We start from the raw sequence: 24,332 nt of genomic DNA, 5'->3' as shown, positions 1-24,332 counted from the left end.
TGACCTGCTTTTTAGTTTTTAGAGTATGTAAAACGCTAAATTATTTAGCTTGTTTTTTCATTTCTTTTTCAATCATATCGTAGAATTGATCTATTTTTGGCATAACAACGATACGAGTTCTTCTGTTACGTGCTTTGTTTTCTGGGCTGTCATTTGCAACTAAAGGCACATATGAACTTCTACCAGCAGCAATCAATTTTGCAGGGTTAACACCAAGGTCGTTTGTTAATACACGTACAATAGAAGTCGAACGTTTAACACTTAAATCCCAGTTGTCTAGAATTATACCGTTGCTTTTGTATGGTACATCATCAGTGTGACCTTCAACCATACATTCGAAATCTGGTTTGTCGTTAACTACTTTTGCAACTTTTGCTAAAACAGATTTTGCTTTATCACTTACTTCGTAGCTACCACTTTTGAATAATAATTTATCTGCGATAGAAATAAATACAACTCCTTTTTCAACATTGATTTCGATATCCGGATCGTTGATTCCAACAGCTCCTTTTAAACTTGTAACTAATGCTAAAGTCACACTGTCTTTTTTAGTTAAAGCATCCTGAAGTCTTGAGATTTTTAAATCTTTTTCTTTTAAGCTCTCTAAAGATTTCTCAAGGTTTTCAGCTCCTTTAGTAGTTAATACAGTTAAATCTTTAGAACTGTTGATCAAATCTTGATTATGTGCTTTATAACTTTCAGCTGTAGCTGCCAATCCTGCTTTTTCTTCTAAACAAGTATTTAATTTAACTGTGCAAGAGTTTAATAAATCTTGAGTTTCTTTGTTCTTAGCTTCTAATGCTGCGTATTGCTTTTTCGATACACAAGAAGTTAAGGCCGTTAATACTGTTAGTGCGATAACTATTTTTCTCATAGGTATTATATTTAATTAAACGTTGATTACAAATTTAGTTTTTAATATTTTGATTACTGTTAAAGATTTCTTTAAAAACAACCAATTTCTTTATGTAATATAAGTAAACGATACTTTTTACGGTATAGTATTGCTGTATTTGAAAATCTTTTCTTTCTCGAAGATACTTTAAAGATATGCAATAAAAAGAAAAATGTGCTTTTAAAATTGCAAAAGTATGACTGAACTTTCCTTGTGTAAGAAAACGGATAGCGGCAATTCCATCTAAAATCATTCGGAAGAAAATTCTAAAAAACAATCCTTTTTTTGGTAGGTTTTTAACCAGCATTAGCAATGAATTTCGGAAATTTAAAAATGTCTTTTTCGGATTTCCTTGCTGTAATGTTGCACCACCAACATGATATACGACTGATCTTGAGTTGTATTTAATAATGTGCCCTTCGTTTGCAGCACGCCAGCATAAATCAATTTCTTCCTGGTGTGCAAAGAAAGTTTCATCAAAGCCTTTCAACTCATCATATACTTCTTTTCTGATAAAGAAACAGGCGCCTGAAGCCCAGAACAATTCAATAGTATCATCATATTGTCCGTTATCTTTTTCAACTGTGTCAAAAATACGTCCACGACAAAATGGGAAACCATATTTATCTATAAATCCACCAGCAGCACCAGCATATTCAAAATATTCCTTGTTTTTAAAATCAAGAATTTTAGGCTGAATTATAGCAGTTTGCTTTTCGTTGTCAAAAGTTTCAATTATGGGTTGTAACCAATTTTCGGTTACTTCAATATCTGAATTAACTAAAGCGTATATTTCGGCATCTACCTCTTTTAAAGCGTCATTATAGCCTTTGGCAAAACCATGATTACCATTGTTTTGGATGATTTTTATGGTTGGGAAATTTTGTCTTACGAAATTTACAGAAGCGTCTGACGAAGCATTATCGGCTACGTATATAGTAGCTTGTGGTGAAAATTGAATAACTGAGGGTAAAAATTGCTCAAGCAATCTTATTCCGTTCCAATTTAAAATGACAACTGCTATTTTATCCAAAAGTATTAATGTTATAATTTAATAAATTTCTTTGTAATCGGGTAGTGATTTTAAGAACTCATATTTTTCGTTTTCAAAATCCATCTGACAATAAAAATGATTCAGACCGTTTGTGACTTTCAAAAACCGTGCCTGCATTGTCATATTGTAACGTGCAATTTGATCAAAAGTTGCTTGCGATATTTTTACTTCCGGTGCTTTGCATTCTACTAATATATGTATAGAGCCGTCAGAATTGAATACCACTACATCATATCGTTTTCGTAAACCATTGACTGTTAAAACTTTCTCTACGTTTATTAATGATTTAGGATATTTTTTCTCAGTCATTAAATAATGAACAACATGTTGGCGAACCCATTCTTCCGGGGTAAGAATGATAAATTTTTTTCTGATTTCATCAAAAATAGACACTTTATTTTCGCTATTTTTGAATCGGAAAGGATAGAGTGGAAAATTTAATCGCTGCATAAAGCAAAAATATTAAAATAGTTTCAGGTTTCAAGTTTAAAGTTTCAAGTTATTGAAACCAACCTGAAACTTGGGACCTGAAACAAAAGATTTGAATGGACGAAGTTGTAAAAATTGTTAATGATATTAAAGCGGGAAATATAAAACCGATTTATTTTTTGATGGGTGAAGAGCCTTATTATATTGATAAATTATCGGAGTATATTGAGCAGAATGTTCTTTCTGAAGAAGAAAAAGGATTCAATCAAACAGTTTTATATGGAAGAGATGTTTCTGTCGAAGATATTGTTTCAACGGCCAAGCGCTATCCTATGATGGCTGATCGTCAGGTTGTTATTGTAAAAGAAGCTCAGGACTTATCCAGAACGATTGATAAAATCGAATCGTATGTGAACAATCCAATGGAAACAACGGTTTTGGTTTTTTGCTACAAGTATAAAACACTTGATAAGCGTAAAAAAGTCACCAAATTACTAGCACAAAACGGAATCGTTTACGAGAGTAAAAAGTTATATGAGAACCAGGTAGGAGACTGGATAAAACGAATTCTTGCCGGAAAAAAATATACAATCGACCCAAAAGCGAATGCAATGTTGGTTGAGTTTTTAGGTACTGATTTGAGTAAAATAAATAATGAATTAGAAAAACTACAGATTATTTTACCTCAGGGAACCATGATCACTCCACAGCATATTGAGGAAAATATTGGTTTTAGTAAAGATTATAATGTATTCGAACTTCGAAAAGCAATCGGAGAGCGCAATCAGTTAAAAGCTTATAAAATAGCAGAAAATTTCGCTCATAATCCTAAAGAATATCCATTAGTAATGACCACCGGATTGGTTTTTGGATTTTTTGTGCAGCTTTTAAAGTACCACGGATTGAAAGATAAAAATCCAAAAAATGTGGCATCTGCAATTGGTGTAAATCCTTATTTTTTAAAGGAATATGATTTAGCTCTTAAAAATTATCCAATGCGAAAAGTGAGTCAGATTGTTGGTGCTTTACGTGATGTAGATGTTAAAAGTAAAGGAGTTGGTGCAAATGCTTTACCGCAGTCGGATCTGCTAAAAGAAATGCTGTATAAAATATTTAATTAAGCCACTAAAATTCACGATATTTGCACTTCTAAAAATAAATCACAACAAAAAAATAATTATTACAATTATGGGAATGAATAAAAATACCGTTTTAGGTTGGGCTACTTTTATAATGGTACTTATGGGATTCTTACTTATAGGTCTTGGAGTATTTAGATATAGTGATGTTTCAGGCTGGGGATTTGGTGCTGTTGGAGTTGGTTTCTTAGCTAATGCATGGGTTTTTAATGCGTTGAAAGGAAGAGTTTAATTGCAATATATTTTAGATAAATAAAGAAGTAAATAATTAAAATAAAAAACATAAAAAATGTCAGACGATAAGAAAGTAATTTTCTCAATGCAAAAATTGAGTAAAACCTATCAGGGAGCAGACAAACCAGTACTTAAAAACATTTATTTGAGTTTCTTTTACGGAGCTAAAATTGGTATTTTAGGTTTAAATGGTTCTGGGAAATCTTCTCTTTTAAAAATTATTGCCGGTGTAGATAAAAATTATCAGGGAGATGTTGTTTTTCAACCCGGTTATACCGTTGGTTATTTAGAGCAGGAACCAATCCTTGATGATTCTAAAACAGTTATCGAAATTGTTCGTGAAGGAGCTGCGGAAACAATGGCAGTTTTAGAAGAATACAACCAAATTAATGATTTATTCGGTCTTGAAGAAAACTATTCCGATCCTGATAAAATGGATAAGTTGATGGATCGTCAGGCAGCTTTACAGGATAAAATTGATGCTCTTGGTGCTTGGGAAATCGACACAAAACTAGAAATCGCAATGGATGCGTTACGTACTCCGGAAGGAGATACGCCAATCAAAAACCTTTCAGGAGGAGAGCGTCGTCGTGTGGCTTTATGTCGTTTGTTGTTGCAACAGCCTGATGTATTGTTACTGGATGAGCCTACTAACCACTTAGACGCTGAGTCGGTACTTTGGTTAGAGCAACACTTAGCGCAATATTCCGGAACTGTAATTGCGGTAACGCACGATAGATACTTCCTTGATAATGTTGCAGGTTGGATTTTGGAACTGGACAGAGGAGAAGGTATTCCATGGAAAGGGAATTACTCTTCCTGGTTAGATCAAAAATCTAGTCGTATGGCACAAGAAGAAAAAGTAGCGTCTAAACGTAGAAAAACTTTAGAGCGTGAGTTGGACTGGGTTCGTCAGGGAGCTAAAGGTCGTCAAACGAAGCAAAAAGCACGTTTACAGAATTACGACAAATTATTAAACGAAGATCAAAAACAACTGGATGAAAATCTGGAAATCTATATCCCGAACGGTCCACGTTTAGGAACAAATGTTATTGAAGCTAAAAATGTTGCAAAAGCATTTGGAGATAAATTGTTGTATGATAATTTAAATTTTACTTTGCCACAAGCGGGAATTGTTGGGATTATCGGACCAAACGGTGCAGGTAAATCAACTATTTTCAAAATGATTATGGGCGAGCAAGCTACAGATAGCGGAGAATTTTCAGTTGGAGAAACTGTAAAAATCGCGTACGTAGATCAGTCTCACTCTAACATCGATCCAAATAAATCAATCTGGGAAAATTTTGCTGACGGTCAGGAATTGATTATGATGGGAGGAAAGCAAGTGAACTCAAGAGCTTATTTGTCACGTTTTAATTTTGGTGGTGGTGAGCAAAACAAAAAAGTTTCAATGCTTTCAGGTGGTGAGCGTAACCGTTTACACTTAGCAATGACATTGAAAGAAGAAGGAAACGTTCTTTTATTAGATGAGCCTACGAATGATTTGGATGTAAATACACTTCGTGCCCTTGAAGAAGGTTTAGAGAATTTTGCAGGTTGTGCTGTAATTATTTCGCACGACAGATGGTTCTTAGACAGAATTTGTACGCACATTCTGGCTTTTGAAGGAGATTCTGAGGTTTACTATTTCGAAGGAGGTTTTTCTGAATACGAAGAAAATAAAAAGAAACGTTTAGGTGGTGATTTAACTCCAAAACGTTTGAAATACAGAAAGTTAATTAGATAAATCCAGTTAAATTTCAAATTAAAAAATCCCAAATTTCAAATTGTAATAGATTTGAATTTGGGATTTTTTTTATAATTAGAATTTTCAGGAGCTATTTCCTGCTATCCGCTGTATCTTTTATGGTGAACCCCACCATAAAAGGATGCCGCTTCTATCAGGGCTAGGGCACTCATTTTCAAAAGAGCTTTTACTATAAAAACTTTGCTTTCAATTCCGGAGTAGGGATCATGCAACTTTCTTTTTTGCCATACCATTTGTAACGATTTTTCGCAATATGATCGTAAACGTAATTTCGAAGTTTTTCAGGAAATATTTTTAAAACTGAAATCAGGCTATAAATTCCTCCTAAGTCTTCAGCAATTTCTAATGCTGCTGAAGATTTATAATAATAGGCAACTCCAGGATTATATAAAATTATACTATCAATTTTATTTTGATCCACTCCAATGTATTTGCAAATTTCATTTCCCAATTCTGATTGTAAAGCAACAAAACGAAAAATATCTTTTTTATCATTTTTGATGATAAACTGAACTGCATTGTTGCATAAATTGCAAACACCGTCGAAGAGGATGATTTTTTTATTTGGTGGAAAATCGGGCATGAATTTCAATGGTTTTGTGCTATTTGTTTTATCTATTACGAATTTCATTTTAATAAGTTTACTAAATCAAAATTGACTCACATAAATTTATTTTAAAAGCTTATTAAAAATTTCCGATCTTCATTCTCGCTTTTTTGAAAACATTCGCTTTAATCGCTTTATTTTAATTTTGATGATTTTTCATCATAATTTCAGATCCGAAAACTGCGACTGAAGACTAAAAACTATTTCTTCCCCGCCTCAACAAATTCCAATTCATCTAAACTTACTTTTGAAGTAAAGATTCCGTAATTTACAGTTGCTTTATTTTTTTCTATTGAATCGATACTTCCAACAGATCTTCCGTCTAACATTCTTACTCGGTCACCCACTTTTAAAATCGGTTTTGGTTTTTCGGTCACAGGTTTAAGTTTCTTCTCTTTTTTCTCTTTTCTGATTTCTTCAACCTGAACAGAAACTTCGGCAATCACTTCTTTCTTCTTTTCGATTATGGCTTTAGCTTCTTTTGGAGTTGCTTTTTTACGTTTTGAATTTTCAATTTCTATGATTTTTAAAAATTCTCCAATAAGTTCTTTTTTGTTTTTATTATTGAAATATTTCTCTGAAATGTCTTCAATTTTCTGGCCAATGTAAATCGTTTTTTGGTTGCTGTCATATAATTCCTGATAGCTTTCCAATTTTTGCTTAATTTTTACATTGATGTTTTCCATCTTTTTACTTTCCTCGCGTGCGCGGGTTTCTTCTTCTTTTAAATTAATAGAAGTCTTTTCCAATTTGGAACGCTCTTTTTGAAGTGTTGCAATTGTTTTATCAAAACGGACTTTTCCAACTTCAATTTTCTTTTTCGCACGATTAATCAGTCCAAACGGAATACCATTTTTTAAGGCAACCTCAAAAGTAAACGAACTTCCGGCCTGACCAAGAGCTAATTTGTACATTGGTTCTAATGATTTCTCATCAAACATCATATTTGCATTTGTTGCAAAAGGCAACTCGTTTGCGAGAATTTTCAAATTGGAATAATGCGTTGTGATAATTCCGAAAGCTTCACGATGGTAAAATTCTTCCAGGAAAATTTCTGCTAAAGCACCTCCTAATTCCGGATCAGAACCTGTACCAAATTCATCAATTAAAAACATGGTTTTCTTGTTGCACTTCTTTAGGAAGTAATTCATGTTTTTTAAACGATAACTGTAAGTACTTAAATGATTTTCAATAGATTGATTATCTCCAATGTCCGTCAAAATTCGGTCAAATAAGAAAGTTTCACTTCGCTCGTGAACCGGAATCAACATTCCTGATTGTAACATCAATTGTAATAAACCAACCGTTTTAAGCGAAATTGTTTTTCCACCGGCATTTGGTCCAGAAATTACAATGATTCGATTATCTTGCTTTAATTCAATAGTTTGCGGATGCGTAATTTCGTTTTTTTGCTTGTTATTCAAATACAAAATAGGATGATACGCTTCTCGAAAGAATAATCTTCTTTCTTCTGTAATGGTTGGTAATATTCCGTTGATTCTATTGGCATACTTTGCTTTTCCGGCAACAACATCAATATCACTTAAAAATTCCTGATACTCAATTAACAAAGGTAAGTACGGACGAATCTGATTGGATAATTGTTTTAGAATTCTTGTAATTTCTTCCTTTTCCTCATATTCAAGATTTGCTAGTTCTCTCGAATATTGTAAAGTAGCTTCCGGTTCAATATAAGCAATACTTCCGGTTTTAGAACTTCCTAAAATAGAACCTTTTACTTTACGACGATACATTGCTAAAACCGCTAATACTCTACGGTTTTGTACAAAACTTTCTTTAATATCGTCCAGATAACCAAGACTATTATTATGAGAAAGTGCAACTCCAAAACTTTGATTTACTTTTCCTCGAACAATATTCATATTCTGACGAATACTCAAAAGGGCTGGAGAGGCATTATCTTTTATTTCTCCGTATTTGTCTACAATGGCGTCAATTAGTGTAACAATATCTTTGGTATATTCAACTCGGGATGCTCTTGCATTTAGATTTGGATAATAATCGTCAAATTTCTTCAGGAAATTCAGCAAGAAATTTGATGTTGACGAAAGTGTGGCAATTTTTCTAAAACTTCCTACTTCCAGGAAACTATCTTCAATAGCCAGGAATTTGATTTCGTGTGTTATGGCGTCAAATCCGTGATTCGGAATGGCGTTGTTATTTTGAAAAGAAGAAACATATTCTGATGTTTGCATCAAAGCCTGGATCAAAGTTTCTTTATCTCTAAATGGTGTTATTTGTAAAGCTTTTTCTTTTCCAATATCTGTGTTACAGCCAGCCGAAATGGTTTCGAGCACTGTTGGAAATTGTAAATCTTGTAATGTTTTTTCGGTAATGGATATCATTATATATCGTAAGTTGTAATGGTTCAAAGTTACAAAGTTTTAAAACGAAATAGTACTATTAATTAGTACTTTGAAAAAAACTTTGCGAAATTTGTAAATAAATTTAATAATATGAAAATTAATCTTTCTCCGGAATGGCAAGATGTTTTAGTAGATGAAATTGCAAAACCGTATTTTAAAGAATTGCTTGCTTCTTTAGAAGAAGATTGTAAACATCATATTTGTTATCCGCCTTTAGATTTAATTTTTTCTGCTTTTAATCATTGTTCTTTCAAAGATGTAAAAGTGGTTATTATTGGCCAGGATCCTTATCATGGAGTTGGAGAAGCCAATGGATTAAGTTTTTCAGTAAATGACAATGTAAAAATCCCGCCTTCTCTGCGTAATATTTTCAGGGAAATAAATTCTGATTTGGATTCTGTTTTTATGCCTACTTCTGGAAATTTAGAAAACTGGGCAGATCAGGGCGTTTTACTTTTAAACGCTTCTTTGACCGTTCGAAAAGATAGTCCAAATAGTCATAAACATTTAAAATGGAATCTTTTTACAGACGCTGTTATTCAGGCTATTTCAGATAAAAAAGAAAATGTTGTTTTCTTATTATGGGGGAGTTTTGCTCAAAAAAAAGGATTAAAAATTGACCGATCTAAACATTATGTTTTAGAATCGGGACATCCGTCTCCAATGAGTGCGAATCAGGGAAAATGGTTTGGTAACAAACATTTTAGTAAAACAAATGCTTTTCTGAAATCAAAAAGGCTTAAGGAAATTGAGTGGTAGTACACAATCTTGTCCTTTCGACGAAGGAGAAATCACATTAGTAATTCCGTGTAGAATATCGCCAATCTTTGTCGAGTTTCGTGTGTGATTTCTCGTTCCTCGAAATGACAAAAACTTTACTATTTTTCAGTAGGTTTTTTAACAATCTCCTCTAAAACGGCTTTCTTTTCGTAGTTAACTACTTTCAGAATAATTTCTTGATTTTTTACCGTTTTACCTTCAATGATGTATAATTTTCCTTTTTTAAAGTCAACATTACTTTGATCAAAATCAACATCTCCGTAGGTTAATGTGTTTTTGATATCTGCAGTATCAACCCATTTTTCGTTCAAAGTCTGAATTGCCTTATCTGAATATTGAAAAGGTTTTGTACGCAAATTATTTAAAACTCTGGCATTCGGGAAGTAGTTACAACGCGTATCTTTTCCACTAAAAACAAGGGCTACAAAAAAGCATCCCATAATCAAACCAATCAAATAATAAGCAAAACGATGTACGAACTTCATGAAATAAATTTTTTGCAAAGGTAAGGTAAAGTTCCTTTAAAATACAAGTAAATTAATATCGTTATCTGGCAAATCGAACCAATCGCCAATTGCTTTATTTGTTAGGATTCCGTGGTATAAATAAACTCCGTTTTTTAGACCTTTATTACATCTGATAGAGCTTTCTAAACCACCGTCGTCTGCTATTTGAAGTAGGTATGGAGTTAATATGTTACTGATTGATAATGAGGCGGTTTTGGAATATCTTGATGGGATATTTGGTACGCAATAGTGTAAAACATTGCTTTTTATGAAAGTCGGTTTTTCATGGGTAGTAACTTCTGAGGTTTCGAAGCAACCTCCAGTATCTATACTAACATCAACAATTACGGCACCTTTTTTCATGTGTTCCACCATCGTTTCTGTTACTACAATCGGGCAGCGTTCTTTTCCACGCATAGCGCCAATAGCTACATCACAACGTCTTAATGCTTTAAGTAAAGCTTTTTGCTGAACAGTAGAAGTGAAAATTCTTTGATTCAAATTATTCTGTAGACGACGTAATTTGGTAATTGAATTGTCGAAAACCTTCACATTTGCACCAAGTCCGATTGCTGTTTTAGCTGCAAATTCGCCAACAGTTCCGGCACCTAAAATCACAACTTCAGTAGGAGGGACACCGGTAATATTTCCGAATAATAATCCTTTTCCAAATTCATCTGTAATCATTAATTCGGCAGCAATAAGTATAGATGCTGTTCCGGCAATTTCGCTTAAAGATTTTACGGCTGGATATGAACCATCTTCATCTTTAATATATTCAAAGGCTAATGCAGTTATCTTTTTTTGAGCTAAAGCTTCAAAGTATTCTTTCTTTTTTGTCTTTAATTGTATAGCTGAAATAATAATCGTTTCCGGATTAATCATTTTAATTTCAGCCAAAGTTGGTGGTTCTACTTTAAGCAACATCGGACAGCCAAAAACCTTTTTGGTATCTTTTGTTACTTCTGCACCCGCATCACTATATTCCTTGTCAGAATAACTAGAACTTTCTCCGGCACCAGATTCAATCATTACACGATGTCCTTCATAGGTAAGTGAATTTACTGCGTCCGGCGTTAGGCAAATACGACGTTCCTGATAACTCGTTTCTTTAGGTATTCCTATGAAAAGCTCTCTTTTAAATCGGCCCACTTCAAGTTTTTCTTCTTGTGGCAACAATTGTTGTTTCGTAAATGGAGTTAAAGTAATTGACATGGGTTATGCGAATAATTAAGAGTACAAATTACGTAAAAAGTTTTAAAATTAGTGTAAATATTCTGCTAATACTAAAAGTCAATATTAAGAGATTGTTTTTTCCATTTTTATGTCGGCTCTTTCGTAACTGACGTCACCCAATGGCACTTCAATAAAACCAAATTTTTCATATAAATGAAGAGCAGGCAGTAAAATTCTGTTCGAATATAAAAGCAATTTTTTAATATTGTTTTCTTCTGCAACAGCGATACTGTGAATCAATAGTTTATTTCCAATTCCGAGACCTTGTGCTTTGTCCGAAACAGCCATTTTACTCAATTCGAAAGTGTTGTCGTCAAGTTTCATTAGAGACACTGTTCCCAGAATTTCCTCATTATATTTCGCGTAGAAAATCATTCCGCCTTTGTCTATAATTTCTTCTTGTGGATTTGAAAGTACTAATTCATCTTTATCTTCAACTCTAAAATACTTTTGAAGCCATTCTTTGTTTAAGGTTTTGATGTGTTCTTTTAAATCTGGTGAGTAGGGGATTATTTCTACTGTATTTTTGGTATTCATAATAATATGTTGTTACACAGAGGTACACGAAGTTTTTTGCAAAGGTTCACAAAGTTTTTTTAAAATAGTTTTTGTGATTCTCCGTGAATCTCTGTGGAATTTTAAACTAGCTCTAAGTTTCTTTTTCCATCTGCCAACAGATCTATTGTAACTGTAGAATGTTCTTCCGGAATTAGACTTGCGATTTTTTCAGACCATTCAATAAAACACCAATTTCCAGAATACAAATAATCATCAACGCCCATATCAAGCGCTTCGGTTTCCTTGTTTAATCTGTAAAAATCAAAATGATAAACGATTTGATTGTTAGAAGTATAATATTCATTAACTAAAGAAAAGGTTGGGCTACTTGTCGCGTCCTGAACGCCCAGACTTTTACATAATTGCTTAATTAAAGTAGTTTTTCCAACGCCCATTTCTCCGTTGAAAAGAATAATTTTTTTTGGATTTGAAGCTATAATTTGCTCCGCTACTTCCTGAATTTGATCTAATGAAAAAACGATATTCATTTTGTATTTATTTTTATAATAGTCTCAGTCGCGGTTTTTAGTCTCAGTTGAAAACTGAAAACTGCGACTGAAAACTTTTTTTATTTAGGGTTAAAAACCAAAAACGGGATTATCATTTCTTCTAATGAAATTCCGCCATGCTGATACGTATTTCTGTAATAACTTACATAATGGTTGTAGTTGTTTACATAAGCTAAAAAATAGTCATTTTTAGCAAAAATAAAAGAACTACTCATATTTATGGCTGGTAGACCAATGTCTTTTGGCTCTTTTACAACGTACACATCCTTTTGCTCGTAAGTTAAACTACGGCCGGTTTTATAACGCAAATTTAAGCTTGTATTTTTATCCCCAACCACTTTCGAAGGATTTTTTACATTAATTGTACCGTGATCTGTGGTTAAAATTAATTTAAAGCCTAAAAGTTGTGCCTGTTGAATAATTTCTAAAAGCGGAGAGTTTTTAAACCAGCTTAAAGTCAAAGAACGATACGCTTTATCGTCAGAAGCAAGTTCTTTTACCACTTCCATTTCGGTTTTAGCGTGCGATAGCATGTCGACAAAATTGTAAACAACCGTTACTAAATCATTGCCTTTTAAAGCTTTGAAATTTTCTGCTAATTTTTTACCACCTGCGTAATTGGTGATTTTAAAATAATCTTCTTTAATGTTTAATCCTAAACGTTTTAATTGAGCGGAAAGAAATTCGGCTTCGTAAAGGTTTTTTCCACCGTCTTCAACATCGTTTTTCCAATATTGCGGAAACTGTTTTTCCATTTCTATCGGTAATAAACCAGAGAAAATTGCATTTCTTGCATATTGTGTTGCCGTTGGAAGAATAGAAAAATAGGGAACTTCTTTTTCTAGTTTATAATAGTTAGAAACTACAGTTTCAAAGGATTTCCATTGATCGTAACGTAAGTTATCAATAACTACGAATAAAATAGGCTTGTCTTTCTTTTTAAGTTCAGGAACAACTAATTCTTTAAATAAATTGTGAGATTGAATTGGTTTATCTGCTTTTGGTGCAAACCAGTCTTCGTAATTTCTTTCAATATATTTTCCGAATTGTGAATTGGCTTCCACTTTTTGAGATTCAAGGATTTCAATCATTCCCTGATCGTTGATATTCTCTAATTCTAATTCCCAGAAAATCAATTTTTTATACAATTCAACCCAATCTTCAAAAGAATTAACCATTGCTAATTCCATGGAGATTTTGCGGAATTCTTTTTGATAATCTAAAGTAGTTTTCTCTGAAATTAATCTCGAATGATCCAGATTTTTCTTCAAACTTAATAAAATCTGATTCGGATTTACGGGTTTAATCAGGTAATCAGCGATCTTAGAACCAATGGCTTCTTCCATTATATATTCTTCTTCACTTTTGGTAATCATAATCATCGGAATGGCCGATTTTTTTTCTTTCATTTCTGAAAGTGTTTCCAAACCGCTCATTCCGGGCATATTTTCATCCAAAAAAACAATATCGAAATTGTCTTCTTCAAACAAAGCAATAGCGTCTAATCCATTGTTGCAGGTAGTTACAGCGTAGTTTTTTTTCTCCAGAAATAATATATGTGGTTTTAAAAGATCGATTTCATCGTCGACCCAAAGTATTTTTATCTTGTCCATAAACGTATTTTAATTTTTAATGCAATTTAGAAGTATAGAACTTAAAAAGTATTAAAAATAGTATAAAATTCAGAATAATGAATGCTGTTTTTAGTTTAAAATCTTTTTTTAATTACGGTATTACTTTGGAAATCAGTATAAATTATTGTTGATTTTTAAGTGAAAAACCGAAAGTTGTTTATAGTTATTTACTTATATTTGTTGACCAAAAAAGAACTAAATAGTGACTCAGATCAACAAGTTAAAAATATTTAATGATCCCATTTATGGGTTTATTTCAATCCCGAACGAACTTATTTACGATTTAATTCAACACCCATATTTTCAGCGTTTACGCCGTATATCACAGATGGGATTGTCGTATTTGGTTTATCCGGGTGCTAATCATACCCGTTTTCATCATGCTTTAGGATGTATGCATTTAATGCAGAAAGCTGTTGAAACACTTCGTTTTAAAGGAGTTGCCATTTCAAATGATGAAGAATGTGCCTTATTAATTGCTATTTTATTGCATGATATTGGTCACGGGCCATTTTCTCATGCTATGGAAAAAAGTATTGTTGAAGATGTGAATCATGAGGCAATTTCGCTATTGTTTATGAACCAGTTAAATGAAGAGTTTGACGGGAAATTGAGTTTGGCAATTCAGGTTTTTAAAGGCGAGTATCACAGAAAGTTCATGTTACAGTTGATTTCAAGTCAATTAGACATGGATAGAATGGATTATTTAAAACGTGATAGTTTTTATACCGGAGTTGCTGAAGGAAATGTCAATTCTGAGCGATTGATTCAGATGATGAATGTTGTTGACGGCGTTTTGGTTATTGAAGAAAAAGGAATTTATTCAGTAGAAAAATTCCTTCTTTCCAGAAGATTGATGTATTGGCAGGCCTACTTGCATAAAACGAGTTTAGTGGCTGAGTTAATTTTGATGAAAGTATTGAAAAGAGCCAAAGAACTAACTTTAAAAGGAAATTCGTTGCCTTGCAGTGAACCACTTTTGTTTTTTATGAAAAACAAAGTTGCCCTGGAAGATTTTGATGCTGAAAAGCTGGATTTATTTTCTCAATTGGATGATTTTGATATTATAAGTGCTTTAAAAGCCTGGCAAAAATATGATGATTTTATACTTTCTACTTTAAGTAAAATGATCATAAACAGGGATTTACTGAAGATAAAGTTGAGTGCAGAAAAGATTCCTATGGAAGAGTCGCAATCCATGAAAGAAGAGTTTGCAGAAGAGCATCATATTTCGGCTGTTGATGCCGGATATTTTATTTTTAGAGGAAAAATTAAAAACCAGGCTTACAGCAAAGAGGCTGAACCGATACGAATTTTGAAAAAAGATAAAACTATTGAAGACGTTGTAGAAGCGTCTGATCAGTTGAATTTGAAATCGTTATCTAAATTGGTGACAAAATATTACATCTGTTTTCCAAAACAACTTATCTAAAATTAACATTTAAAATCTATTTTTTATATTTTTGTCGCAATGAAATTTACAGCAGAACAAATAGCGGGAATTTTAGAAGGAGAAGTTGTTGGGGATCCTAACGCAGAAGTTTCTCGGTTATCTAAAATAGAAGAAGGCGAGGAAGGATCGCTTACCTTTTTGGCTAATCCCAAATACATCAACTACATATATACTACTAAGGCTTCAGTAACAATTGTTAATGATAGCTTTATACCGGAACAGGAAATTACTACAACCTTGATTAAAGTTGAAGATGCTTATGCGTCTTTTTCTAAACTTTTGCAGTTTTACAATCAAGTTAAACTGAATAAAAATGGAATAGAAGCACAATCTTTTATGTCTGAAGGAACTAAATATGGAGAAAATTTATATTTAGGAAGCTTTAGTTATATAGGACAAAATGTAGTTTTAGGTAATAATGTGAAAATTTATCCGAACAGTTTTATTGGCGATAATGTTATTATTGGCGACAATGTATATATTTTTGCCGGGGCTAAGATATATTCAGAAACCATTATCGGAAATAATTGCACCATTCATTCGGGAACTATAATTGGTGCTGATGGCTTTGGTTTTGTACCAGATGAAGAGGGAGTATATAGTAAAGTTCCGCAGATTGGTAATGTAATTATAGAAGATAACGTAGATATTGGCGCGAATACTACAATAGACAGAGCTACTCTTGGTTCTACCATTATAAGAAAAGGAGTTAAATTAGACAATCAAATTCAGATTGCCCATAATGTAGAAATTGGTAAGAATACCGTAATTGCTGCTCAATCAGGCGTTGCAGGTTCTACAAAAATTGGCGAAAACTGTATGATTGGCGGGCAAGTTGGTATCGCAGGACACTTAATTATAGGAAATAATGTTAGGCTTCAGGCTCAGTCAGGAGTAGCAAGAAACATCAAAGATGATGAGATATTGCAGGGAACGCCATCACTTGGATATACTGATTTTAATAAATCATATGTCCATTTTAAAAATTTACCTAAAATTGTGTCCGAACTGGATGAATTAAAAAAACAAATAATAAACCCAAAAAATGGAAATAATGGTTAAACAGAAGACCATCAAAAATGAAATTTCACTAACAGGAGTTGGATTACATACTGGAAAAGAAGTTACAATGACTTTTAAACCAGCTCCAATTAATAATGGTTTCACTTTTGTAAGAGTAGATTTGCAAGGTCAGCCAGTGATTGAAGCTGATGCTAATTATGTTGTTAATACACAAAGAGGTACCAATTTAGAGAAATTAGGTGTAAAAATTCAAACTCCTGAGCATGTACTAGCTGCATTAGTTGGGTGTGATTTGGATAATGTTATCATAGAATTAAACGCTTCAGAACTTCCAATTATGGATGGTTCTTCGAAATATTTTGTTGAAGCAATAGAAAAAGCCGGAATTGAAGAACAAGACGCTAAACGTAACGTTTATGTTGTAAAAGAAGTAATTTCTTTTACAGATGAAGCTACAGGAAGTGAAATTCTGGTTATGCCAAGCGATGATTATCAGGTTACTGCTATGGTTGATTTTGGGACTAAAGTTTTAGGTACACAGAATGCAACTATGAAAAGCATAGCTGATTTTAAAGATGAAATTGCTAATTCAAGAACTTTTAGTTTTTTACATGAATTAGAGTCTTTATTAGAGCATGGTTTAATTAAAGGTGGAGATTTGAATAATGCCATTGTTTATGTAGATAAAGAGATTTCTGATTCTACAATGGAAAATTTAAAGAAAGCGTTTGGTAAAGATAAAATTTCTGTAAAACCGAATGGTGTTTTAGATAATCTTACTTTACATTATCCAAACGAAGCTGCGCGTCATAAATTATTAGACGTTGTTGGAGATTTAGCTTTAATTGGTGTAAGAATTCAAGGGAAAATTATCGCAAACAAACCAGGACACTACGTAAATACACAGTTTGCTAAAAAGATTGGGAAAATCATCAAAATTGAGCAAAGAAATCATGTGCCGGTTTATGATTTGAACAAAGAGCCTTTAATGGATATTCATAAAATCATGGCTATGTTGCCACATAGACCACCGTTTTTATTGATTGACAGAATTATAGAAATGTCAGACAGACATGTTGTAGGTTTGAAGAATGTTACAATGAATGAAAATTTCTTCGTTGGCCACTTTCCTGAAGCTCCGGTAATGCCGGGAGTTTTAATTGTGGAAGCTATGGCACAAACAGGTGGAATTTTGGTATTAAGTACCGTTCCGGATCCTGAAAACTATTTGACTTATTTTATGAAAATAGATAATGTTAAATTCAAACACAAAGTATTGCCTGGTGATACCTTAATTTTCAAATGCGAATTGATTTCTCCAATCAGAAGAGGAATCTGTCATATGCAGGCAAATGCATACGCAAACGGTAAATTAGTTACCGAGGCAGAATTAATGGCTCAAATTGTAAAAAAACAATAATACTTTAATGAAAATTATTGTTTACGTTTGTTGCCCAAATTAGACTATTTTAATTTAAAATATAAAACATACAGATGAATCAACCATTAGCATATGTTCATCCTGGCGCTAAAATCGCTAAAAACGTTGTAATCGAGCCTTTTACAACAATTCACAATAATGTTGTTATTGGTGATGGTACCTGGATTGGTTCAAATGTGACCATTATGGAAGGCGCGCGAATTGGTAAAAATTGCAATATTTTTCCAGGAGCCGTAATCTCTGCAGTGCCACAAGATTTAAAATTTGGCGGAGAAGATTCTTTGGCTATTATTGGAGATAACTGCACAATTAGAGAGTGTGTTACGATCAATAGAGGTACAGTAGCATCTGGACAGACTATTCTTGGAAACAACTGTTTAGTAATGGCTTATGCTCACATTGCGCATGATTGCGAAATTGGAAACAATGCAATTATTGTAAACGGAGTTGCATTGGCAGGTCACGTGGTTGTTGGAAACCATGCTGTAATTGGAGGTTTGGCAGCGATTCACCAATTTATCCACATTGGAGATCATGCTATGATTTCTGGAGGATCTTTGGTAAGAAAAGATGTTCCGCCATATACAAAAGCCGCTAAAGAGCCGTTATCTTATGTTGGAATCAATTCTGTTGGTTTACGAAGAAGAGGCTTTAGCACAGAAAAAATTAGAGAAATTCAGGAAATTTACCGAATTTTATATCAAAAGAATTACAATACCACTCAGGCTTTAAGTATTATTGAAGCAGAAATGGAAGCTACTCCTGAGAGAGATGAAATTTTAGATTTTATCAGAAATTCATCGAGAGGAATTATGAAAGGTTATTCAGGAAATTATTAATTTTAGAGTTTAGATTTCTGATTTTAGATTTCTTACTCCATCATTAAAGCTCAAATAAAATATAAAACAATAAAATGTAGATTTTTGATTCCGTTTAGAATCAAAAATCTACATTCTAAAATCTAAAATTAAAAAAAATGGCATCTACATCAGATATTAGAAACGGATTGTGTATTAAATTCAATCACGACATTTATAAAATCGTTGAATTTCTTCACGTAAAACCGGGGAAAGGTCCAGCTTTCGTAAGAACAAAATTGAGAAGTTTAACTACAGGAAGAGTATTAGATAATACATTTTCTGCAGGACATAAAATTGACGATGTGCGTGTAGAGACGCATAATTACCAGTTTCTATATGCTGAAGGAGATGAATTTCATTTTATGAACACAGAATCTTTTGAGCAAATTTCTTTGAATAAAAACATTCTGGATGCTCCGGGATTGTTAAAAGAAGGTACAAGTGTAATGGTTCAGGTAAATACTGAAACTGATTTACCTTTGTCTGTAGACATGCCATCTTCTGTAATTCTTGAAGTTACTTATGCAGAGCCGGGGGTAAAAGGAAATACAGCAACAAATGCTACAAAATCTGCTACGGTAGAAACTGGAGCAACAGTAAACGTTCCGTTATTCATCAATGAAGGTGATAAAATTAAAATTGATACTGCTTCAGGAAATTACATGGAGCGTGTAAAAGAGTAATTTTTAATTAGATAATTTGTCAATGAGTCAATTAGAAAATTGATGCTTACGCAGAAATTGAATAATTTTTATTTTCTAATTGACACATTTTCTAATTGACACATTCTCTAATTGACAAATTTTCTAATTAAAATATATGAAATTTCCAAAGAGTCATTCTTTACAAGAAATTGCAAATTTGCTTAATTGCGAATTTATCGGTGACCAAAACTTCCCAGTTTTAGGCATGAACGAAATACATGTTGTTGAGCCTGGAGATATCGTTTTTGTTGACCATCCTAAATATTATGACAAAGCTTTACAATCGGCAGCCACTATTGTTTTAATTAATAAAAAAGTAGATTGCCCGGAAGGTAAAGCCCTTTTAATTTCTGATGATCCTTTCAGAGATTTCAATACGCTAACCAAACACTTCAAACCTTTTCAATTTGCAAATGTGGCTATTTCAGCTTCTGCAGAAATTGGAGCAGGGACATTAATTCAGCCTAATAGCTTTATTGGTAATCATGTCAAAATTGGTAAAAACTGCCTCATTCATTCAAATGTTTCAATTTACGATCATACTGTAATTGGAGATAATGTTATCATTCATGCAGGAACAATTTTAGGAGCGGATGCTTTTTATTATAAAAAGCGCCCAGACGGTTTTGACCAATTAATTTCAGGAGGACGGGTTGTTATTGAAGATAATGTTGGTATTGGTGCGCTTTGTACGATTGACAAAGGTGTTACGGGAGATACAACAATTGGTGAAGGAACAAAAATTGACAATCAGGTTCATGTTGGACATGATACTGTTATCGGTAAAAAATGCTTAATAGCTTCACAAACCGGTATTGCAGGTTGTGTTATTATTGAAGATGAAGTTACGCTTTGGGGACAGGTTGGGACAACCAGCGGTATCACGATAGGAGCGAAGGCTGTTATTATGGGGCAAACCGGAGTTACTAAATCGGTTGAAGGTGGAAAATCCTATTTTGGTACACCAATCGAAGAATCAAGAGAAAAGTTAAAACAATTAGCCAATATCAAAAAGATTCCTGAAATTCTAAATAAATTGAAGTAATATGTCTATAAAAGAATTTGTTCAAAAATTTTATAAGTCGGATGCCTTAATTGATAGTGAAATCATGAAAACTTATCTACATCCGGATATTGTTGTGGAGTGGAATAGCAGTAAAGGATTGATTCAGATGAATTATGATTCTATGATTAGTATGGCCAACGAACTTAGTCGAGCTTACGTGCGTTCTAAGGTCAGAATTAGTCATATTATTGCCGAAGATGACTTGGTTTCAATACGTTATTCTCATTTTGTGAAAACGATTGAAAACCCAAGAGAAGAGATGTTATTAGCCCATTTTTCTACAATTTGGCAAATTAAGGATGATAAATTGTATCGTGGTTATCAAATGAGTCAATTTTCTTAATTTTTTTGAAGACAAAAAGATTAAAATACATTACAAAACCTTACTTTTGCATCACAATTTTAAAAACTACATAAAATATATATCATGAGTGTTTTAGTTAATAAAGATTCCAAAATAATTGTTCAAGGATTTACAGGAAGCGAAGGAACTTTCCACGCTTCTCAAATGATTGAGTACGGTACTAATGTTGTTGGTGGTGTAACTCCGGGTAAAGGAGGAACTAGCCATTTAGATCGTCCGGTTTTTAACACAGTAAAAGATGCTGTTGATCAAGCTGGAGCTGATACATCTATCATTTTTGTACCACCAGCTTTTGCTGCTGATGCAATTATGGAAGCTGCTGATGCTGGAATTAAAGTAATTATTGCTATTACAGAAGGAATTCCTGTAGCAGATATGATTAAAGCAAATAATTATGTTAAAGAAAGAAATTCTAGATTAATTGGACCAAACTGTCCAGGTGTTATTACTCCGGGAGAAGCTAAAGTTGGTATTATGCCAGGTTTCGTTTTCAAAAAGGGAACAGTTGGTATCGTTTCTAAATCAGGAACTTTGACTTACGAAGCTGCTGATCAGGTTGTAAAACAAGGTTTAGGAATTACTACAGCTATTGGAATTGGTGGAGATCCAATTATTGGAACTACTACTAAAGAAGCAGTAGAATTATTAATGAATGATCCAGAAACTGAAATTATCATCATGATTGGTGAAATTGGAGGTCAATTAGAAGCTGATGCTGCTAAATGGGTTAGAGCTGATGGTAACCGTAAACCAGTTGTTGGTTTTATTGCTGGAGAAACTGCTCCTGCTGGTAGAACAATGGGTCACGCAGGTGCTATTGTTGGTGGTTCTGACGATACAGCTGCTGCTAAAAAACAAATTATGAGAGACAACGGAATTCACGTTGTTGATTCACCAGCTGAAATTGGTAAAAAAGTAAAAGAAGTACTTGGATAATCGCCAGTATTCAAAATAAAAAATTCCAAAAAAAAGTCTCAATATTGTGTTGAGACTTTTTTATATTTTTAAAATAATTGGAAATATAATTAAACTTAGTAACTCAGATTCTTAGAATCTTAGGAGCTTAAAAATAAGAAAGATGAGTAAAGAATTAAAAAAATTTAAAGTAAGCAACAGTTTTACTTTTACAATCGAAGATAGTTTAGAACAAGTTTGTAACGCTCCTGAAGGAAGTGCAGGGATTTTTGTTGTTTACGCTATTGAAGGTGATGCAAAAGAATTGATAATGGTTGGTTCTACAGGAACTGTTCAAAATGACGGTACTTTAAAAAGCAAAAACGGTGGCTTATATGATAAAATTGTAAACGGTCATCAATTTGCTAAAACGGGAAGAAAATATTCATGGCCAGCACAAATGAAATTGGAAGGTATTGATACTTTAGAGGTTGTATGGTATGAGACGTTTAATGCAGATGTAAAAGCAATTCCAACTGCAGTTGAAGGTCAGGTTTTGCAAAATTTCTTAGATGAAAATGCGAAATTACCAAGATGGAATGTAGCTTTCTAAAAGTTAATTCTCAAATATAATTTAGTAAAGCCTTGTTAGATTAGCAAGGCTTTTTTTGTTTTTAGGTTAAAAAAATAATCTTTAAATTGGTTTGGTGTAGGCTTAATCAGTTAGCATGTCATTTTTTTAACATTAAGAAAGTGTTTCTTTTATGTGAAAAAATTGGGATTTAAATATTTGCTTTTCTATATTTATCACACAAAATGAAAGGATAATGTTAAAAAAATATATTCATCTCATTAACTGATTTTTTTTAAGAATACCAGCCCAATTTAACCATGAAAACCACTGTCTTACCATTCACTAGTTTTGACGATATTACACTTTGGAATAATCTTAAAGAAGGTGATGAAAAATCATTTTCTATGTTGTTTGAAAGATATTATGCAGATTTGGTGCGTTATGGTAATTCACTTTCTCCTTATGAAGAAAAAGTTCAGGACTGTGTTCAGGACGTATTTACAGATATTTGGGTGTACCGTGCTTCATTACAAGGTTCTGTTGTGGTAAAAGCTTATTTGTTATCCAGTGTAAGAAAGAGGATTGCTCGTTTGTTTGAGAGGGATCATATTTTTCGTAAAACAACAAGTACAGATTCTATTGCCTTTTTATTAGAGTTTTCTGTTGAACACGAACTTATTGATGATGATTATGCAACGAAAGAAAAAGTCATTCATTTAAATAAATTATTAAACGAATTGCCTTCTCGCCAAAAAGAAGCCCTATATCTTAGATATAATCAAGGTTTAACTGTTGAACAAATTGCGGAAATGCTGGATGTTAATTATCAATCTGCTAGTAACTTGTTACACCGTGGTTTACTTAGTCTTCGCAAGGAATGGAAGGGGGCTTTCTCTTTATTTCTGCTACTATCTTCAAGCAGTTTTTAATTTTATTTCAAAAAAAAGAAAAAAAATCACAATTTGGTGAGTATGTAATAAGAGTTGCGTCCTCTATGTTTTTGTAACCTCATTTTTAGATGCAAAAACGTAATACATATACCGAAATAGAAGATTTTTTGTCTGATGAATCATTCCAGTCATGGATTTTGTCAAAAATTGACGAAGATGGATGGGAAGAATGGACATTAGAAAGTCGTAGCCGGGCAAAGTTGGTTGAAGATGCCAGACACTTGTTATTGGCAATGAAAGTACCAGAATCAAATTTATCTACTTCTGATATTCAGAAGGCATTACAAACGACCTGGCTGAAAATTGAAGAAAAAGAAAATCAAATCAATTTTATTGAAAATTCACGAGATAATTTCTATAGGAAATATCTTCTTAGTGGAATTGCTGCAAGTATATTCTTTTGTTTAATGTCAGTGTGGTTTTATAAAAGTCATTTCAGCAAAGATAATATTGTTACTTATAAAGAATTGATTGATGAAAATAGTGAAGGTTTAGTTGAACAGACTAATAATTCAAGTAAATCTCAAATTATTACATTATCTGATGGTAGTTCCGTTTTGTTACAACCCAATAGTAAATTAAGTTACCCTAAAATCTTTACCGGAAACGAAAGAAAGGTTTATTTATCCGGGGAAGGTTTCTTTGAAATTAGTAAAAATCCAACAAAGCCTTTTTATGTTTATGCAAACGAGATCGTTACGAAGGTAGTTGGAACTAGTTTTCGAGTAAAAGCTTATTCTGATCAGCCTGATGTTGAAGTTCTTGTTCGCACCGGTAAAGTGAAGGTTAGATCAAATGATCTGGTAGGAAAATCAGACCAGGAGGAAGTAGTATTACTTCCTAATCAGGCGCTTCGATTTTTACGTAGTGATTTAAAATTCAATAAAATAACAAATATTACTGAAGACGAGGAGTTAGTTCGTAGTGTTGGTAATATTGAGCAATTAAGTTTTGAATTTACCGATATACCTGTTTCCCAAATTTTCGAGACAATCGAGCAGGCATATTTAGTTGACATTGATTATCCGAAGAGTAAATTAAAAGATTGTCATCTTACCACTTCGCTAAGTGATCAGCCATTAACAGAAAAATTAAAAATTATCTGTAAAAGTATTGGTACTAATACCAATTTCGAAATGAATGGTAACCAAATAACCATAACATCAGAAGGTTGTAACTAGCATAATCCATGTAGCTGTAACTACAATGAAATGCTAATAAAGCCAAAATAAAGAATTAAAAATCAACCAAAACCAAACTAATATTT

At 32.9% G+C, this 24,332-nt stretch carries 25 protein-coding genes; 15 read left to right on the top strand and 10 right to left on the bottom strand.

The features are described 5' to 3' along the window. Positions 1-40: 40 nt before the first annotated feature. Genes BUA98_RS06450 through BUA98_RS06440 form a run of 3 tightly spaced genes read right to left on the bottom strand, consistent with a single transcriptional unit; the run spans position 41 to position 2,399 of the window. Complete coding sequence (locus BUA98_RS06450; RefSeq protein WP_072970809.1) at positions 41-874, bottom strand: OmpA/MotB family protein; 834 nt, start codon at positions 872-874, stop codon at positions 41-43. 34 nt (positions 875-908) lie between these two features. Then, the gene (locus tag BUA98_RS06445) at positions 909-1,928 is read right to left on the bottom strand and encodes a glycosyltransferase family 2 protein (RefSeq protein ID WP_072970808.1); all 1,020 of its coding nucleotides are present in this window, start codon (positions 1,926-1,928) and stop codon (positions 909-911) included. An 18-nt stretch (positions 1,929-1,946) separates the two neighbouring features. Continuing rightward, entirely contained in the window at positions 1,947-2,399 is a 453-nt protein-coding gene (locus BUA98_RS06440) for a type I restriction enzyme HsdR N-terminal domain-containing protein (protein ID WP_072970807.1), read from the bottom strand. 95 nt (positions 2,400-2,494) lie between these two features. Here BUA98_RS06440 and holA point away from each other — a divergent pair, with 95 nt between their 5' ends. The 3 genes from holA (at position 2,495) to ettA (ending at position 5,498) form a co-directional block, all read left to right on the top strand. Then, positions 2,495-3,499, top strand: a complete 1,005-nt coding sequence (gene holA / locus BUA98_RS06435; RefSeq protein ID WP_072970806.1) for a DNA polymerase III subunit delta — start codon at positions 2,495-2,497, stop codon at positions 3,497-3,499. A 67-nt stretch (positions 3,500-3,566) separates the two neighbouring features. Next, positions 3,567-3,749, top strand: a complete 183-nt coding sequence (locus tag BUA98_RS06430) for a CAL67264 family membrane protein (RefSeq protein WP_072970805.1) — start codon at positions 3,567-3,569, stop codon at positions 3,747-3,749. A gap of 57 nt (positions 3,750-3,806) precedes the next feature. Beyond that, positions 3,807-5,498, top strand: a complete 1,692-nt coding sequence (gene ettA, locus BUA98_RS06425; protein WP_072970804.1) for an energy-dependent translational throttle protein EttA — start codon at positions 3,807-3,809, stop codon at positions 5,496-5,498. 190 nt (positions 5,499-5,688) lie between these two features. Here the strand turns inward: ettA and BUA98_RS06420 are convergent, their stop codons facing one another. Both BUA98_RS06420 and BUA98_RS06415 read right to left on the bottom strand, forming a co-directional pair. Continuing rightward, positions 5,689-6,102, bottom strand: coding sequence for a thiol-disulfide oxidoreductase DCC family protein (locus tag BUA98_RS06420; RefSeq protein ID WP_072971766.1), 414 nt, complete (start codon positions 6,100-6,102; stop codon positions 5,689-5,691). Between the two features lie 224 nt (positions 6,103-6,326). Then, positions 6,327-8,492, bottom strand: a complete 2,166-nt coding sequence (locus tag BUA98_RS06415) for an endonuclease MutS2 (RefSeq protein WP_072970803.1) — start codon at positions 8,490-8,492, stop codon at positions 6,327-6,329. A gap of 111 nt (positions 8,493-8,603) precedes the next feature. Here BUA98_RS06415 and ung point away from each other — a divergent pair, with 111 nt between their 5' ends. Beyond that, on the top strand, positions 8,604-9,272 hold the full coding sequence (gene ung, locus BUA98_RS06410; protein WP_072970802.1) for a uracil-DNA glycosylase: 669 nt from the start codon (positions 8,604-8,606) through the stop codon (positions 9,270-9,272). A 119-nt stretch (positions 9,273-9,391) separates the two neighbouring features. Here ung and BUA98_RS06405 read toward each other — a convergent pair whose 3' ends face one another. The 5 genes from BUA98_RS06405 to porX all read right to left on the bottom strand — a co-directional run bounded on the left by BUA98_RS06405 (position 9,392) and on the right by porX (position 13,715). Continuing rightward, entirely contained in the window at positions 9,392-9,778 is a 387-nt protein-coding gene (locus BUA98_RS06405) for a DUF4258 domain-containing protein (RefSeq protein ID WP_072970801.1), read from the bottom strand. Between the two features lie 36 nt (positions 9,779-9,814). Beyond that, positions 9,815-11,014, bottom strand: coding sequence for an alanine dehydrogenase (locus BUA98_RS06400; RefSeq protein ID WP_072970800.1), 1,200 nt, complete (start codon positions 11,012-11,014; stop codon positions 9,815-9,817). An 84-nt stretch (positions 11,015-11,098) separates the two neighbouring features. After that, positions 11,099-11,572 (bottom strand): GNAT family N-acetyltransferase, encoded by a 474-nt coding sequence (locus BUA98_RS06395; RefSeq protein WP_072970799.1) that lies wholly within the window; start codon positions 11,570-11,572, stop codon positions 11,099-11,101. A gap of 101 nt (positions 11,573-11,673) precedes the next feature. After that, positions 11,674-12,081 (bottom strand): tRNA (adenosine(37)-N6)-threonylcarbamoyltransferase complex ATPase subunit type 1 TsaE, encoded by a 408-nt coding sequence (gene tsaE / locus BUA98_RS06390; protein ID WP_072970798.1) that lies wholly within the window; start codon positions 12,079-12,081, stop codon positions 11,674-11,676. An 80-nt stretch (positions 12,082-12,161) separates the two neighbouring features. Continuing rightward, entirely contained in the window at positions 12,162-13,715 is a 1,554-nt protein-coding gene (porX, locus tag BUA98_RS06385; RefSeq protein ID WP_072970797.1) for a T9SS response regulator signal transducer PorX, read from the bottom strand. 223 nt (positions 13,716-13,938) lie between these two features. Between porX and BUA98_RS06380 the strand changes: the two genes are divergently transcribed. The 11 genes from BUA98_RS06380 to BUA98_RS06330 all read left to right on the top strand — a co-directional run bounded on the left by BUA98_RS06380 (position 13,939) and on the right by BUA98_RS06330 (position 24,246). Then, entirely contained in the window at positions 13,939-15,168 is a 1,230-nt protein-coding gene (locus BUA98_RS06380; protein WP_072970796.1) for an HD domain-containing protein, read from the top strand. 39 nt (positions 15,169-15,207) lie between these two features. Continuing rightward, complete coding sequence (lpxD, locus tag BUA98_RS06375) at positions 15,208-16,251, top strand: UDP-3-O-(3-hydroxymyristoyl)glucosamine N-acyltransferase (RefSeq protein WP_072970795.1); 1,044 nt, start codon at positions 15,208-15,210, stop codon at positions 16,249-16,251. After that, positions 16,244-17,632, top strand: a complete 1,389-nt coding sequence (locus BUA98_RS06370; protein WP_072971763.1) for a bifunctional UDP-3-O-[3-hydroxymyristoyl] N-acetylglucosamine deacetylase/3-hydroxyacyl-ACP dehydratase — start codon at positions 16,244-16,246, stop codon at positions 17,630-17,632. The genes lpxD and BUA98_RS06370 overlap by 8 nt, the downstream gene beginning before the upstream one ends. A gap of 74 nt (positions 17,633-17,706) precedes the next feature. Next, positions 17,707-18,492: an acyl-ACP--UDP-N-acetylglucosamine O-acyltransferase gene (lpxA, locus tag BUA98_RS06365; protein ID WP_029270176.1), complete on the top strand. Its 786-nt coding sequence runs from the start codon at positions 17,707-17,709 to the stop codon at positions 18,490-18,492. 137 nt (positions 18,493-18,629) lie between these two features. Further along, positions 18,630-19,196: an elongation factor P gene (efp, locus tag BUA98_RS06360; protein ID WP_072970794.1), complete on the top strand. Its 567-nt coding sequence runs from the start codon at positions 18,630-18,632 to the stop codon at positions 19,194-19,196. A gap of 136 nt (positions 19,197-19,332) precedes the next feature. Beyond that, entirely contained in the window at positions 19,333-20,262 is a 930-nt protein-coding gene (locus BUA98_RS06355) for a UDP-3-O-(3-hydroxymyristoyl)glucosamine N-acyltransferase (protein ID WP_072970793.1), read from the top strand. Between the two features lies 1 nt (position 20,263). Continuing rightward, positions 20,264-20,626, top strand: coding sequence for a nuclear transport factor 2 family protein (locus BUA98_RS06350; RefSeq protein WP_072970792.1), 363 nt, complete (start codon positions 20,264-20,266; stop codon positions 20,624-20,626). Between the two features lie 84 nt (positions 20,627-20,710). Next, positions 20,711-21,583 carry a succinate--CoA ligase subunit alpha gene (sucD, locus tag BUA98_RS06345; RefSeq protein ID WP_007808093.1) on the top strand — a complete coding sequence of 291 codons (873 nt, stop codon included), beginning with the start codon at positions 20,711-20,713 and terminating at the stop codon, positions 21,581-21,583. A gap of 142 nt (positions 21,584-21,725) precedes the next feature. Then, entirely contained in the window at positions 21,726-22,154 is a 429-nt protein-coding gene (locus BUA98_RS06340) for a hypothetical protein (protein WP_072970791.1), read from the top strand. A 278-nt stretch (positions 22,155-22,432) separates the two neighbouring features. Continuing rightward, on the top strand, positions 22,433-23,044 hold the full coding sequence (locus BUA98_RS06335; protein ID WP_072970790.1) for an RNA polymerase sigma factor: 612 nt from the start codon (positions 22,433-22,435) through the stop codon (positions 23,042-23,044). Positions 23,045-23,133: 89 nt separating this feature from the next. Further along, on the top strand, positions 23,134-24,246 hold the full coding sequence (locus BUA98_RS06330; protein WP_072970789.1) for a FecR family protein: 1,113 nt from the start codon (positions 23,134-23,136) through the stop codon (positions 24,244-24,246). Positions 24,247-24,332: the final 86 nt, after the last annotated feature.

Origin of the sequence: Flavobacterium saccharophilum, from assembly GCF_900142735.1 — a bacterium.
In the GTDB taxonomy this organism is placed as follows: Bacteria; Bacteroidota; Bacteroidia; order Flavobacteriales; family Flavobacteriaceae; genus Flavobacterium; species Flavobacterium saccharophilum.
Note: the sequence above shows the minus strand (reverse complement) of the source record. Positions and strands in the feature narration are given on the sequence as shown.